The 14,434-nt window shown below is 72.7% G+C and carries 13 protein-coding genes; 10 read left to right on the top strand and 3 right to left on the bottom strand.

The genetic code is table 11. The features are described 5' to 3' along the window. Positions 1-2: 2 nt before the first annotated feature. The 6 genes from ribH to UW392_RS11375 all read left to right on the top strand — a co-directional run bounded on the left by ribH (position 3) and on the right by UW392_RS11375 (position 4,856). Positions 3-509 carry a 6,7-dimethyl-8-ribityllumazine synthase gene (gene ribH / locus UW392_RS11400; protein WP_320774811.1) on the top strand — a complete coding sequence of 169 codons (507 nt, stop codon included), beginning with the start codon at positions 3-5 and terminating at the stop codon, positions 507-509. 13 nt (positions 510-522) lie between these two features. Then, the gene (locus UW392_RS11395) at positions 523-795 is read left to right on the top strand and encodes a phosphoribosyl-ATP diphosphatase (protein ID WP_320774810.1); all 273 of its coding nucleotides are present in this window, start codon (positions 523-525) and stop codon (positions 793-795) included. A 47-nt stretch (positions 796-842) separates the two neighbouring features. Then, positions 843-1,700, top strand: coding sequence for an ATP phosphoribosyltransferase (hisG, locus tag UW392_RS11390; RefSeq protein WP_320774809.1), 858 nt, complete (start codon positions 843-845; stop codon positions 1,698-1,700). Between the two features lie 19 nt (positions 1,701-1,719). Then, positions 1,720-2,196 carry a PH domain-containing protein gene (locus tag UW392_RS11385; RefSeq protein WP_320774808.1) on the top strand — a complete coding sequence of 159 codons (477 nt, stop codon included), beginning with the start codon at positions 1,720-1,722 and terminating at the stop codon, positions 2,194-2,196. A gap of 249 nt (positions 2,197-2,445) precedes the next feature. Further along, positions 2,446-3,777, top strand: coding sequence for a hemolysin family protein (locus tag UW392_RS11380; protein WP_320774807.1), 1,332 nt, complete (start codon positions 2,446-2,448; stop codon positions 3,775-3,777). Further along, positions 3,774-4,856 (top strand): hemolysin family protein, encoded by a 1,083-nt coding sequence (locus UW392_RS11375; protein WP_320774806.1) that lies wholly within the window; start codon positions 3,774-3,776, stop codon positions 4,854-4,856. Before UW392_RS11380 ends, UW392_RS11375 begins: the two co-directional genes overlap by 4 nt. Positions 4,857-5,068: 212 nt before the next feature. Here UW392_RS11375 and UW392_RS11370 read toward each other — a convergent pair whose 3' ends face one another. Continuing rightward, positions 5,069-6,943: an AAA family ATPase gene (locus tag UW392_RS11370; RefSeq protein WP_320774805.1), complete on the bottom strand. Its 1,875-nt coding sequence runs from the start codon at positions 6,941-6,943 to the stop codon at positions 5,069-5,071. Between the two features lie 460 nt (positions 6,944-7,403). After that, positions 7,404-8,048 carry a hypothetical protein gene (locus UW392_RS11365; RefSeq protein ID WP_320774804.1) on the bottom strand — a complete coding sequence of 215 codons (645 nt, stop codon included), beginning with the start codon at positions 8,046-8,048 and terminating at the stop codon, positions 7,404-7,406. 207 nt (positions 8,049-8,255) lie between these two features. Between UW392_RS11365 and UW392_RS11360 the strand changes: the two genes are divergently transcribed. The 3 genes from UW392_RS11360 to UW392_RS11350 all read left to right on the top strand — a co-directional run bounded on the left by UW392_RS11360 (position 8,256) and on the right by UW392_RS11350 (position 10,630). Beyond that, on the top strand, positions 8,256-9,629 hold the full coding sequence (locus tag UW392_RS11360; protein ID WP_320774803.1) for a peptidase C39 family protein: 1,374 nt from the start codon (positions 8,256-8,258) through the stop codon (positions 9,627-9,629). A gap of 127 nt (positions 9,630-9,756) precedes the next feature. Then, positions 9,757-9,909, top strand: coding sequence for an SCO1431 family membrane protein (locus tag UW392_RS11355; protein WP_320774802.1), 153 nt, complete (start codon positions 9,757-9,759; stop codon positions 9,907-9,909). 64 nt (positions 9,910-9,973) lie between these two features. Further along, positions 9,974-10,630: a TetR/AcrR family transcriptional regulator gene (locus tag UW392_RS11350; protein WP_414495945.1), complete on the top strand. Its 657-nt coding sequence runs from the start codon at positions 9,974-9,976 to the stop codon at positions 10,628-10,630. A 55-nt stretch (positions 10,631-10,685) separates the two neighbouring features. Here the strand turns inward: UW392_RS11350 and UW392_RS11345 are convergent, their stop codons facing one another. Then, positions 10,686-11,930 carry a glycoside hydrolase family 18 protein gene (locus UW392_RS11345; protein WP_320774800.1) on the bottom strand — a complete coding sequence of 415 codons (1,245 nt, stop codon included), beginning with the start codon at positions 11,928-11,930 and terminating at the stop codon, positions 10,686-10,688. A 361-nt stretch (positions 11,931-12,291) separates the two neighbouring features. Between UW392_RS11345 and UW392_RS11340 the strand changes: the two genes are divergently transcribed. Next, positions 12,292-13,464: an acyl-CoA dehydrogenase family protein gene (locus UW392_RS11340; RefSeq protein WP_320774799.1), complete on the top strand. Its 1,173-nt coding sequence runs from the start codon at positions 12,292-12,294 to the stop codon at positions 13,462-13,464. Positions 13,465-14,434 lie beyond the last annotated feature (970 nt).

The raw sequence follows: 14,434 nt of genomic DNA, 5'->3' as shown, positions 1-14,434 counted from the left end.
ACGTGAGCGGCAAGGGCGCACCGGAACTGTCCGTGGAAAACGTGAGCGACCTCAGGGTCGCCGTCATCGCGGCGCAGTGGCACGAGAAGGTGATGGACGGCCTGGTGGACGGCGCCCTGCGCGCCCTGCACGACCTGGGCATCAGCGAGCCGACCCTGCTCAGGGTCCCCGGCAGCTGGGAGCTGCCGGTGGTCGCCAAGGGCCTCGCGGACCGCGGCTACGACGCGGTCGTCGCCCTCGGCGTCGTCATCCGCGGCGGTACCCCCCACTTCGACTACGTCTGCCAGGGCGTCACCCAGGGACTCACCCAGGTCTCCGTCGACACCGGCGTCCCCGTCGGCTTCGGCGTCCTCACCTGCGACACCGAGGAGCAGGCCCTGGACCGGGCCGGCATCGAGGGCTCCAGCGAGGACAAGGGCCACGAGGCGGTGACCGCGGCGGTGGCGACGGCGGCGACGCTGCGTTCAGTATCCGAACCCTGGCGCCAGGGCGGCCCGCACAACCCGTAGAGTGGTCGGCACCATGTCCAAGAAGACGTTCGAGGAGCTCTTCACCGAGCTCCAGCACAAGGCCGCCAACGCCGACCCCGCCACCTCCCGCACCGCCGAGCTGGTCGACAAGGGCGTCCATGCCATCGGCAAGAAGGTCGTCGAGGAGGCCGCCGAGGTCTGGATGGCCGCCGAGTACGAGGGCAAGGAAGCGGCGGCCGAGGAGATCTCCCAGCTGCTGTACCACGTCCAGGTGATGATGGTCGCCCGCGGCATCTCCCTGGACGACGTCTACGCCCACCTGTGAACCCGCCCGGTTCACGACCACCCGTTCGAGCAAAGGAAGCCGACCCCATGCTGCGCATCGCCGTCCCCAACAAGGGTTCCCTCTCCGGCCCTGCGGCGGACATGCTGCATGAGGCCGGCTACCGGCAGCGCCGGGAGTCCAAGGAACTGCGCATCGTCGACCCGGGCAACGAGGTGGAGTTCTTCTACCTCCGCCCCCGCGACATCGCCATCTACGTCTCCTCCGGCAAGCTCGACATCGGCATCACCGGCCGCGACCTGCTCGTCGACTCCGGCGCCGAGGCCGAGGAGATCCTCCCGCTCGGCTTCGCCCGCTCCACCTTCCGCTACGCCGGCAAGCCGGGCGCGGCCAGCGGCGTCCAGGACCTCAAGGGCAAGACGGTCGCCACCTCCTACGAGGGGATCGTCGCCCGGCACCTCGCCGACAACGGCGTCGACGCCTCCGTGGTCCACCTCGACGGCGCCGTCGAGACCGCCATCGAACTCGGCGTCGCCGAGGTCATCGCGGACGTCGTCGAGACCGGCACCTCCCTGCGCAACGCGGGCCTCGAGGTGTTCGGCGAGCCGATCATGAAGTCCGAGGCGGTCGTGATCCGCCGCACCGGCGACACCGCCGACGAGGCCACCGAGGCCAAGGCCCAGCAGTTCCTGCGCCGCCTCCAGGGCGTCCTGGTGGCCCGCACGTACGTGATGATGGACTACGACTGCCGGGTCGAGCAGCTGGAGAGGGCCGTCGCCCTCACCCCGGGCCTGGAGTCGCCGACCATCTCCCCGCTGCACAACGAGGGCTGGGTCGCCGTCCGCGCGATGGTCCCCGCCCGCGACGCCCAGCGGATCATGGACGACCTCTACGAGATCGGCGCCCGCGCCATCCTCACCACGGCCATCCACGCCTGCCGCCTCTGACGCTTTTCGGAGAGATCCCATGGCGGACACCAACCAGGGGCGGGCCGACCTGCCCGCCCTGCCCGTGACCTTCCGGCCGGGCCGCACCCGCGCCGTCCTGCTCGGCGCCGCCGTCGTGCTCTTCGCGGTGCTCACGCTCATCGCGCTGCTCCTCGAAGGGCTCGGCCCCGGCTCGCGCCTCAGCTTCGTCCTGACCGGCGTCGTCCTGGCCGGTGTCCTGCTCCTGCTGGCCCGGCCCAAGGCCGTCGCCGAGGAGACCGGTGTCACCGTCGTCAACTTCACCGGCAGCCGCCGTCTGGAGTGGGCCGAGATCCTCCGGGTCAACCTCCGGCCCGGCGACCCCTGGGTCTTCCTCGACCTCAGCGACGGCACCAGCCTGCCCGTCCTCGGCATCCAGCCGGGCATCGCCAAGCAGCGCGCCGTCGCCGACGCCCGCACCCTGCGGGCGCTCGCCGAGGCCCGCGCGGCCGACGACCCCGGGGCGCGGCCCGCCTGACATCCGGGTACCCCGGGAGTGCGCCCGGGGCGTCTCGGGGTGCGATCAGGGTCGTCCACCCTGCCGCACCGGGCCCTGTCGTGATTAATCTGGAGGGCGGAGGAGCGACATGAGCCCCTCCGCCCCTGTCGCTCCGCCCGGTGCACAGGGGTTCCTGCTACCCGAGGAGTGACTCCCTCCGGCGATGGACGGATCGTCCTGCAGTATCTGCGCCGCCCCCGGTCGTGACACGACACAGGCGGCGGCATCATGACCATCCCCCTGCTGCTCCTGGCAGCCGCACTCCTGCTGATCCTCGCCAACGGATTCTTCGTGGCGGCGGAGTTCGGCCTCGTCACCGTCGAACGGGCGGACGCCGAGCGCGCCGCGACGGACGGCGACCGACGGGCCCGGCGGGTCGTCGAGTCCCTCCGGGAGCTGTCCTTCCAGCTCTCCGGCACCCAGCTCGGCATCACCATCACCTCCCTCGTCGTCGGCATGCTCGCCGAACCGGCCCTGGCCGAGCTGCTGGCCGGCCCGTTCACCGCGATCGGCATCCCCGACGGCGCGGTGTCCGGGGTGGCCGTCGTCGTCGGCATGCTGCTGGCCTCGGCCGTGCAGATGGTGATCGGTGAGCTGGTGCCGAAGAACTGGGCGGTCTCCCGGCCCCTCCAGGTCGCCCGCTTCGTGGCCGGCCCCCAGCACGCCTTCGCCCGGCTCTTCCGCCCGGTGATCGCCGCGCTGAACGCCGTCGCCAACCGGCTCGTACGCGCCCTCGGCGTCGAGCCCGCCGAGGAGCTGGCCTCCGCCCGCACCCCCGGTGAACTGGTCTCCCTGGCCCGGCACTCGGCTCGGGCCGGTGCCCTGGAGCAGGACACCGCCGACCTCTTCGTACGGACCCTGTCGCTGGGCGGACTGACCGCGCAGCACGTGATGACGCCGCGGGTGAAGGTCAGCGCCCTGCACTCCGCGGCGACCGCCGAGGACGTGGTCAACCTGACCCGCGCCACCGGCCTGTCCCGTTTTCCCGTGTACCGGGAGAAGATCGACGAGATCGTCGGCACGGTCCACCTCAAGGACGCCCTCGCGGTCCGCGCCCACGAACGGCTGCGCACCCCCGTCGGCGCCCTGGCCCGTCCCGCGCTGCTGGTCCCCGAGTCCCTGCCCGTTCGGCCGTTGCTGGCCCGGCTGCGCAGCGAGCAGCCGATCGCGGTCGTCGTCGACGAGTACGGCGGCACGGCCGGAGTCGTCACCCTGGAGGACATCGTCGAGGAGATCGTCGGCGAGGTCCGCGACGAGCACGACGGACAGGACCTGCCCGAACTGGCCGCGGCCCCGCCCGAGGACGGCCGGCCCGCCTGGGACGCCGACGGCAGCTGCCGCGTCGATGCCCTGCGCCGCATCGGCCTGGAGGTCCCCGAGGGTCCCTACGAGACCGTCGCCGGTCTGGTCGCCGATCTGCTGGGCCGTATCCCGGCCGTCGGCGACCGCGCGGAGCTGCCCGGCTGGCGGCTGTCCGTCCGCCGCGTCGGCCACTACCGCGCCGAGCGGGTGCGGCTGGTGCGCACGGCGTCCGTCCCGGCGCTGGAGGCCGTCCGATGAGCGTTCTCCAACTGCTGCTGGCCGCGGCGCTCGTGCTCGCCAACGGCTTCTTCGTCGGCGCCGAGTTCGCGCTGGTCTCGGTCCGCCGCAGCCAGATCGAACCGCTCGGCACCGCCCGCGCCCGGCAGGTCGTGCACGGCCTGGAGCACCTGCCGCAGATGATGGCCGCCGCCCAGTTCGGCATCACCGTCTGCTCGCTGACCCTCGGCGCCGTCGCCGAACCGACCGTCGCCCACCTGCTGGAGCCGGTCTTCACCTGGATCCACCTGCCGCACGGCATGATCCACCCGCTCGGGTACGTCATCGCGCTGGCCCTGGTCGTCTTCTGCCACCTGGTCATCGGCGAGATGGTCCCGAAGAACCTCGCGATGGCCGCCCCCGAGAAGGCCGCGCTCTGGCTCAGCCCCGGCCTGGTCGCCTTCGCCCGCCTGTGCCGTCCGGTCACGGCCGCCCTCGGCGCCTGCGCCCAGGGCATCCTCCGGCTGTTCCGGGTGGAGCCCAAGGACGAGGTCGAGGCCGTCTTCACCAGCGAGCAGCTCAACCGGCTCGTGGAGGACGCGGGACAGGCCGGCCTCCTCGACCCCGAGGAGCAGGAGCGGCTGGAGGACGCCCTGGAGCTGGGGTCCCGCCCGGTGACGGACGTCCTGCTCAAGGGCGAGTCCTGGGTGACGGTCAGCCCGTCGGTGACGCCGGGCCGGATCATCGAGCTGACGGCGCGCACCGGGTACTCCCGCTTCCCGGTCGCCGCGGACAACGGCGCCTTCATGGGATATCTGCACGTCAAGGACGTCCTGGACCTGGAGGAGTCCGACCGGGCCGTGCCCCAGCGGATCTGGCGGCCCATGACGACGCTCCGTCCCGAGCTGCCGCTCGACGACGCGCTCACCGTGATGCGCCGCGCCGCCACCCACCTCGCCCAGGTCGTCGACACCAGCGGCCGGGCCCTCGGGCTCGTCGCGCTGGAGGACGTACTGGAGCTGCTCGTCGGCGAGGTACGGGACCCGGCGCACCGCGAGGTGGCGCGGGTGACGGTGGCCGAGCCGCGGACCAGCGGGTCGCCCGAGGAGGTGCTCGCCTAGGCCCTGTCGTCACATTCCCGTCGTCGCCCGGAGGGCGGCCGTGCGGCGCCAGGTGCGTGCTCTCGCCGTGCCGCCCCCAGGCCCTCGTACTGGGCGTACTCGGGTTTGGGGGCGGTGCGGTGAGAGTGCGTGCATGGCGTCGCGCGGCAGACGGGAATGTGACGACAGGGTCTAGGGAACCGGGGCGCCCGGCACCGCGGGCGCCCCGCCCGTCACAGCGGCGGCGGGTCCTGCGGGCCGCGGCCGGAGAGCACCTCGCCGTAGGCCTGCATGAGGTCCGGCAGCCGCAGGGTCGCCAGGTCCTCCCGGGTCAGCGCGCCCGGATAGGTGGAGAGCCGCAGGTCCCGGTAGGCGCAGCTCTTCTCGTACAGCGTCCGCAGGAATCTTCCGTTGCCCAGTTCGTCGATCCAGCCCTGGTCGACGACGTGCCCGGCGATCGAGCGCAGTTCGTCCAGGGCCTCCTCGTCCCACTGGTCGCCGTTCTCGGCGGCCAGCACCCGGCCGATCGACGTCAGCTCCGAGGGACGGTACGAGGGGAAGTCCACGCGGGTGGTGAAGCGGGAGGAGAGCCCGGGGTTGGCGGCGAGGAGCCGGTCCATGCCCTCCGGGTAGCCGGCCAGGATCACGACGAGGTGGTCGCGGTTGTCCTCCGCGCGCTTCAGCAGCACCTGGAGCGCCTCGTCACCGTAGGCGTCGCCCTTGCCGTAGCCGGAGTTGGAGAGCGAGTACGCCTCGTCGACGAAGAGGACACCGCCCAGCGCCGAGTCGATCAGCTCGTTGGCCTTCACGGCGGTCTGCCCGAGGTACTCGCCGACCAGGTCGGCCCGCTGCGCCTCCACCAGGTGGTCGCCGCCGAGCAGGCCGAGGGCGTAGAAGACCCGGCCGAGGATGCGGGCCACGGTCGTCTTGCCGGTGCCGGAGGGGCCGGAGAAGACGAAGTGACGCTTGGGCGGCTGGACCGGAAGCCCCTGACCGGCTCGCAGCCGTGCCATGTTGAGCTGCGCCGACAACGCCTTGACCTGCCGCTTGACCGGCTCGAGCCCGACCATCCGCTCCAGCTCGGCGAGTGCCTCCTCCAGTAAACGCGGATCGGTGGGCCCCGCGGGCAGCGACGGGTCGGGGACGGCCGTCCGCTCGCGTACGAAGGAACCGGCGACCGGCGGCAGCGAGGACGAGGGCGGGCCGAACGCGGACAGCTTCAGGTCGCGCTCCTCGGTGGAGCCGAAGAACGGGTCGAGGCCGTCGGCGCCGTCGGTCGCGTCCACGGCGTCCTGGCCGACCCCGGTCAGGGTCAGCGGCGCCAGGCCGGCGGAGTCCTCGTAACCGTCGCCCTCGGCGATCGCCGCGAGCCGGGCCGAGGTGTCCATGAAGGCGGGGTCGACCCGGTGCACGGCGCGGTACAGCGGCAGCGCGGCGGCGCTGCGGCCGGTGCCCTCGTGGGACCGGGCCAGCCAGTAGCGCAGCTCCTTGCGCTGCGGCTGCTCGCTGCGGCACCGCATCAGCGCCGCCGACAGCAGCGGCTCCGCCTGTCCGTACATCTCCAGCCGGACCCGGGCCATGCCGCCGAAGAGACCGGCCTCGATGCCGAGCAGCGCGTCGCCGAGCAGCGGGTCGGTGTGCCGGACGAGCTGCTCCCAGTCCTTGACGAGGTAGGCCCGGCAGGCGTGCAGGAAGCGGACGTGCTGGTCGGTGTCGACCGGCGGCAGCCCGGCCAGCGCGCGGTCCAGCTCCGGTACGTGGCGGCCGTCCAGCCAGTGCGAGGCGTGCGCGAGCAGCAGGTCGCGCGGGCTCTCCAGCACCGGCTGGACCCACCAGCCCAGCCAGTACCAGGAGTTGAGGGTGCGGCGGTGGCGGGCGCGCTGCTCGCCGAAGCGGTCGCGGTGCCGGAACATCTTGAGCAGCGCGGCCGTCGTGTCGACGCGCAACGCGTGCAGTCCGAGCCAGCCGTCGGCCATGCCCGGGTCGATGCGCACGGCGACCCTGAACTCCTCCTCCGCCTGCGGGTAGGCGCCCATCGTGTAGGCGTCCACGCCTCGCAGCCAGGCGAGGTCGGCCGGGGCCGGCGGGCCCTGCGTGCCGAAGTCCATCACGTCCCCCACAAACCGTGCCCCCGTCGGTATGCCGTCGGGCCGTCCGCCGGCCGCGTCGGTCCGGCCGCTGAACCGCTGTGCCCCGGTAAGGAGTTGCCGGGTGCCCGGACAGTTCCGTCGGTGGGCCGCACCCAGGGCATCGTACCTGCGGGGGTCTTCCGTCCGAAGGGTGCCGTGACGAGCCGTTCGGCGGGGTGGGGGAGGGCGGGCCGCGTACGGAGCGGTGACCGAGTGTGAGCGTACGGTGTCGCCGGGCGTCCCGAAAAGGATGATGTGGACAGAACGAAGCCCCCGATCACGGGGGAACAACCGGGGGCTTCGCGTCTGCCGGCGGCCTCGGGAGGCCGCACATTGAGAACGTAAGACCTGTACGGCCCCCCGGTCAAGCCGAGTTGGGGCGCACGGGGAAGTTGTCGAGTGGGGCTCTTCACAAGTTCGACACATTGACGGCGACCGGTCACACAGGGTGAGAATCGGGCGGCCGAAGACCCCTGCCGACGGGCCCGTCCAGCACCTCGTACCCCTCCGGACGCAGAAAAACCAGGAGATCCGCATGGGAGCGCGAGGGATCGTCCAGAAAGTGCCGTCGCTCGGCCGGGACCCAGCCGTCCCAGAACTCCCGCTGCTCCTCACCGTCCCGCTCACGCCCCCGGGCCCACGCCTGCCCCGAGGGCACCTCCATCCACAGCAGTGCGGCCAGCCACGGACGCAGCGCCCGGCGGCCCGCGCCCACGCCCTCCACCAGCACCACCGGGGCGGGCGGCAGCGCGCGGGCCGGTCCGAAGCGGCGGGCCCGCCAGTCGTAGGGGGTGTAGCGGGCGCTCTCGCCCCGGCCGAGCGGTCCGATCACCTGCTCCCGCAGCCGGCCGGTCCAGTCGAACAGCGCGTCGTGGCTGGCGATGTCGTCCAGGTGCAACACGGGGGCGCCCCCGAGCGCCTCCGCGAGCCGCCCGGCGAAGGTCGACTTCCCCGACCCGGCGTGCCCGTCGACCCCGACGAGCCGGACCGGTCCGCAGGAAGGGGGCAGCCGCAGCAGACGGGAGGCGAGGTGACGGATGACGGGTCCTGGGGGTCGGGGGAACGACGAGCGGTCGCGGCTCACTCTAATCCGGCCGCTACCGGGCGCCGGCGCGCGGCTGCCGCCGGTGCGCCGGAGCCCGGACGGGCCGACTCCCCGTTGACGGCCGACGGGCGATTGATGGGTGTGCCACGGTCAAAAGTGCTGGCAGCGGCGCGCGGCTGCGGTCATAGTTGGCGCACAACCGTGCAAGGACCTGCCCCGACTCGGACAACTGGGAGTCTTCCGCCCATGAGCAGAGCCGAACAGCCGTCCCGCAGAACCGTTCTGGCCGCAGCGGTCGCCGCCGCGGTGGCGGGCGGCGTCGCACCGGCGGCCGCCGCCGACGCCGCGGCCGACGCGGACACCGGCGCCGCCGACACCGACCGCGCCCCCGCCCGGGTGGACAACCGGGCCTGGACCACGTACCGCGACTGGCGGTCCGGCACCGCGCGAGGCACCCGCGCCGCCGCGGGCAGCCGTCCGGGCGTCGTGCTCGCCACCCCCGCCGGCACCACGTCGTACACCGACCCGCACACCGGCCGCACCGCCGACTGGGAGTACGGGACCTGGACCTCGCCCGTCCACCGGCTCGCCGTCCCCGCCACGGAGGCGATCGTCTCCTGGAACGCCCACACCCCGGACGGCACCTGGCTGCAGGCCGAGCTGAAGGGCACCTACTCCGACGGCACGGACACCCCCTGGTACGTGATGGGCCGCTGGGCCGCCGGTGACGAGGACATCCGCCGCACCTCCGTCGACGACCAGAGCGACGGCCGCAGCAGCATCTGGACGGACACCTTCTCGATCGACGACGCCTCGACCGGGCTGCGTCTGGTCTCCTACCGGCTCCGGCTGACGCTCTACCGCCGGCCCGGCGCGCACACCACCCCCACGGTGTGGCGGCTCGGCGCGATGGGCTCCGACATCCCCGACCGCTTCACCGTCCCGGCCTCCCGTCCGGGCCTCGCGCAGGAACTGTCCGTCCCGCGCTACTCGCAGGAGATCCACAAGGGCCAGTACCCCGAGTACGACAACGGCGGCGAGGCGTGGTGCAGCCCGACCTCCTCGCAGATGATCATCGAGTACTGGGGCGGCCGCCTCACCGAGGAGCAGCTCGCCTGGGTCGACCCGTCCTACGCCGATCCCCAGGTCTGCCACGCGGCCCGGTACACCTACGACTACCAGTACGCCGGCTGCGGCAACTGGCCTTTCAACGCCGCCTACGCCGCCACCTTCGACGGCCTCCAGGGGGTCGTCACCCGCCTCGGCTCGCTCACCGACCTGGAGACGCTGATCGCGGCCGGCATCCCGGCCATAACGTCCCAGTCGTTCCTGGCCGAGGAGCTGACCGGCGCCGGCTACGGCACCTCCGGCCACCTCATGACCGTGATCGGGTTCACGGCCGACGGCGACGTGATCGCCAACGACCCGGCCTCCGACAGCGACGCGGAGGTGCGGCGCGTCTACAAGCGGCGCGAGTGGGAGAACATCTGGCTCCGCACCAAGCGCTACAACGCCTCCGGCAACGTGGCCTCCGGTACGGGCGGCGTCTGCTACCTCTACTTCCCGGCGCACCCGAACGCGCGCCAGCGCAAGGCGCTCGCGGCGGTGGGTGTGCGCTGACCACGCACCGCCCGGTCACGGCGGGCGGCCGCGGGTCGCCGTCCGCTGTGACCGACATCTCCGACTCACGGTCCGTTTTCGGTGGCAAAGTGGACGCGTCCGAGAAATCCGACCCCTGCGAGACGTCATGACCGCGCACACCGCCACCGCCACCGCCACCGCCACCCGCGCCCGCACCGGCGGCCCGAAGGAAGACGGCCCCCAGATCCTGGAGCACGTCCTCGGCTGGGTCCTCGTCGTGGTCGTCGCGATGCTCGTGGTCCAGCTCGGCCTGCTGTGACCTGACGCTCCTGCGTCCTGACGCTCCTGTGACTTGGGGCACGCCCCGACCTGCCATACTGCGCATGTCCAGCCGCCCGTCGCAGACCAGGGTGTCGCCCTTGACCACCAGCCAGCGTTCAGTGGCCCGCCGCGCCGAACTCATCGCCATCGGCCGCCGGCTGTTCGCCGACACGTCCTACGACGCCCTCTCCATGGACGACATCGCGCGCCAGGCCCAGGTCGCCAAGGGGCTGATCTACTACTACTTCCGCTCCAAGCGCGGCTACTACCTGGCCATCGTCCAGGACTCCGTGGCCGACCTGGTGGCCTTCGCCGAGGGCGGCCTCGACCTCCCGCCGGCCGACCGGGTGCACCGCAGCATCGACGGCTACCTGCGTTACGCCGAGCACAACCAGGCCGCGTACCGCACCATCGTCACCGGCGGCGTCGGCTTCGACGCCGAGGTGCACGCCATCCGCGACGCGGTCCGCGAGACGATCGTCACCACCGTCGCCGAGGGCGCCTACGGCCGCCGTGACATCTCGCCGCTGGCCCGGATGGGCCTGATCACCTGGGTGTGCGGCGTGGAGGGCGCGACGCTGGACTGGGCCGGCCGCCCCGAGGTGTCCCGCGAGACCATGTGCGACCTGCTGGTGAAGACCCTGGGCGGCGCCCTGCGCGCCATCGAGGAACTCGACCCCGCCCATCCCGCGCCGGAGCCCGCCCGCCGCGACGGCTGAACGCGCGGAGGCGGAGACCGCGACGGCCTCCGCCTCCCCCCGTGCGCCCGTGGCGTCAGCCGATCGCGCGGATCAGCTCACCGCCCGAGGTGTCACCGCTCAGTTCCCAGAAGAAGGTGCCGCCCAGCCCCTCCTGGTCCTTGAACGCCATCTTGGTCGCGATGGTCTGCGGGGTGTCGTAACTCCACCAGTCGGCGCCGCACTTGGCGTACGCCGTCCCCGCCACCGTGCCGGTCGCCGGGCACGTGTCCTTCAGCACCTTGTAGTCCTCGATGCCCGGCTCGTACGTCCCCGCCGCCGGGCCGGTCGCCGTGGCGCCGGGCGCCTCCTGGGTGACGCCCGTCCAGCCGCGCCCGTAGAAGCCGATGCCGAGAAGCAGCTTCTCGGAGGGGATGCCGAGGCCCTTGAGCTTCGCGATCGTCGCCGAGGAGTGGTAATCGGCCTTCGGGATGCCGTCGTACGACGTCAGCGGCGAGTGCGGGGCGGTCGGGCCCGTGGCGTCCCAGGCGCCGAAGAAGTCGTACGTCATCGGGTTGTACCAGTCGACGTACTGCGCCGCGCCCGCGTAGTCGACCGCGTCGAGCTTGCCCCCGGAGGTGGCGTCGGCCGGGATCGCCGAGGTGATCAGGGAGTCGGCGCCGAACTTCGCGCGCAGCGCCTTCAGCACCTCCCCGTAGGCATCCCGGCCGCTGGTGTCGCAGGTCAGGCCGCAGGCGTTGGGGTACTCCCAGTCGATGTCGATGCCGTCGAAGACGTCGGCCCACTTCGAGTTCTCGACCAGGTCGTAGCAGGACTGCGCGAACGCGGCCGGGTCCTTCGCGGCCTCCGCGAAGCCGCCGGACCAGGTCCAGCCGCCGAACGACCACAGCACCTTGAGGTCCGGGTGCTTCGCCTTCAGCTCCAGCAGCTGGTTGAAGGTGCCCCGCAGCGGCTGGTCCCAGGTGTCGGCGACGCCGTCGACCGACTCCTCGGCGGTGTAGGTCCGTTCGGTCGCCGCGTAGGAGTCGCCGACGGCGCACTTGCCGCCGGTGACGTTGCCGAAGGCGTAGTTGATGTGCGTCAGCCTGTCCGCGGAGCCGGACGTCTCGATGTTCTTGACGTAGTACTGGCGGTCGTAGGTGCCCCATTCGGTGAAGTAGCCGACGACCTTGGAGCCGGCGGCGGCCTCGGTGGCCCTCTCGGGGGCGGCTGCCGGGGCGGCGTTCGCCGCGCCCGCGCCGGCCAGCAGACCGGCGCCGAGGACGGCGGTACAGAGCGCGGCGACGGCGCCCCTGAGACGGGGGAGGTTCGGGAGGTGCATCGGGTGGCTCCTCGTGGGGGGAGGGGGAACGCGCCGATTGGCATGAACGCGGTGAGGCGTTGGGGCGTCACAGTAGGAGGACTAGACCAGTGAGGTCAATGGTGTGGACCATTCCCGGCCCAATTTCCGAACGGGCGTCCTCCGCTTGCGCACTCCCGTACGGAGCCCGCAGTATTTCCTCGAAGTGAGCGCTCGTTAACTGGTGACTCGCTGCCTCCGATCGGGCATACTCACCGCAGAACCGCTGGTCAGCCGCATCCGAGACCCGGAAGCGGGCGTGCGGCCACGGTTGGTCAGACCCGGCGAGCCGCCTACCCGGCGCACGCGCGCCGGTGCGCCCGACAGGGAGGAGAGCGTCGCCATGCACGACCGCGCCCCGCAGCCGGTTGATCGCCAACTGCCCACCGACGAGGCCCGGGACCTGATCTCGCTCGTCCGCGACATCGCGCAGCGCGAGGTGGCGCCGAAGGCGGCCGAGGAGGAGGACGCCGGACGCTTCCCGCGCGAGGTCTTCACCCTGCTCTCCGCCTCCGGCCTGCTCGGCCTGCCCTACGACGGTGAGCACGGCGGCGGCGACCAGCCGTACGAGGTCTACCTCCAGGTGCTCGAAGAACTCGCCGCCGTCCGGCTCACCGTCGGGCTCGGAGTCAGCGTCCACACCCTCGCCTCCTACGCCCTCGCCGCGTACGGCACCAAGCAGCAGCGCGTCGAGCACCTGCCCGCGATGCTCGGCGGGGGGCTGCTCGGCGCCTACTGCCTCTCCGAGCCGTCCTCCGGGTCGGACGCCGCGTCCCTGCGCACCAAGGCGGTACGGGACGGCGACGACTGGGTGATCACCGGCACCAAGGCGTGGATCACGCACGGCGGCATCGCCGACTTCTGCACGGTCATGGCGCGCACGGGGGAGGAGGGCCCGCGCGGCATCACGGCCTTCCTGGTCCCGGGGGACGCGGAAGGGCTGAGTGCCGCGGTGCCCGAGAGGAAGATGGGGCTCAAGGGCTCGCCCACCGCGCAGGTCCACCTCGACGGTGTGCGGGTGTCCGACGCCCGGCGGATCGGCGAGCCGGGCCAGGGGTTCGCGATCGCCCTGTCCGCGCTCGACTCGGGGCGCCTCGGCATCGCCGCGTGCGCGATCGGCGTGGCCCAGGCGGCACTGGACGAGGCGGTGCGCTACGCGACCGAGCGCCGGCAGTTCGGCCGGCCGATCGCCGACTTCCAGGGCCTGCGGTTCATGCTCGCCGACATGGCGACGCAGATCGAGGCCGGCCGCGCGCTGTACCTGTCGGCGGCGCGACTGCGGGACGCGGGGCGGCCGTTCGCCCGGCAGGCGGCGATGGCCAAGCTGCACTGCACCGACACGGCGATGCGGGTGACCACGGACGCCGTGCAGATCCTCGGCGGTTACGGCTACACCGCGGACTTTCCCGCCGAGCGCTACATGCGCGAGGCGAAGGTCCTGCAGATCGTCGAGGGCACCAACCAGATCCAGCGCATGGTCATCGCCCGCCACCTCGCGGGCCCGGAGGAACGCTGAAGCCGGCCGACGGGCCGGGAGGAGTGTGGAAGTCAGCGGGCCGGCCCTGGGGGGCGCGGATGTCCGCGGGCCGGCGCGCGGCGGTGTGGAAGTCGGCTGCCGAGCGCGGAGGGACGCCGAAGCCGGCCGACTGGCCCGGAGGGACGTGGGTGTCCGGGTGCTGACCCGGACCCGGACCCGGAGGAAGGTGGAAGTCGGCCGACGGGCCCGGAGGGACGCGAAAGTCCGCGGGCGGGCCTGACGGAACGCCGAAGTTGCCCATCGGGCGCGGGCTCGGGGGGATGCCTGGGTCGCCCAGGGTGCGCGCGGCTGCCGTCAGTTCGACCCACTCGGGGTCGTGGCGCCCGGGAAGGGTGCGGCCGCGGTCGGCCCAGGCCCGCATCAGCTCGCGGTAGATCGGCGGGTCCGGGAGCTGGGGCGCCGGCAGCAGGGCCCCGGAGGGCACCGGGACGAACATGCGCCGCCGACGCCCGGTCGCCGTGAACGTGGGGGTCATACCGGGGCAACGCGCAACAGTGCGGACAGGTCACCGGCGTACGTAATCGCGCATGGGTTCACCCGATTCCGTCCGGACACCACGGGTGACGCGCCGCCTCAACGGGATTTGATCCGCGTGTAGTTGAGGGAAATGGGCCCTGCTTGGATCCGTACCCGCTCCTCGGGTGACGGGGGCGCGTGGCGCGGCCTGTGCTCGCGCGGCGGCTTGTGCCTTGCCTGCGGGTCGGCCTGTGCTTTCACGGCGGCCGGTGCTCTCGCGGCAGCCCGGGGTCACGACCCGTCCGTGCCCGTTCGGGTGGCGGGAGTGTGTGTGACTGGGCCTGTGCCGGCGCGGCGGCCCGGGGCCGTGATCCGGTCGTGGCCGCGCGAGGCGGCCGTGGCGTGCGGTCCGGTATACGCCCGCCGGGGCGCCCGAAGCCTGCGACGCGATCCGCGCCCGCTCGGGCGGCGGGAGTGCGCGACCGGGTTTGTG

Source organism: Streptomyces sp. CRN 30 (assembly GCF_034105845.1).
This window is presented reverse-complemented; position numbering and strand designations above follow the sequence as displayed.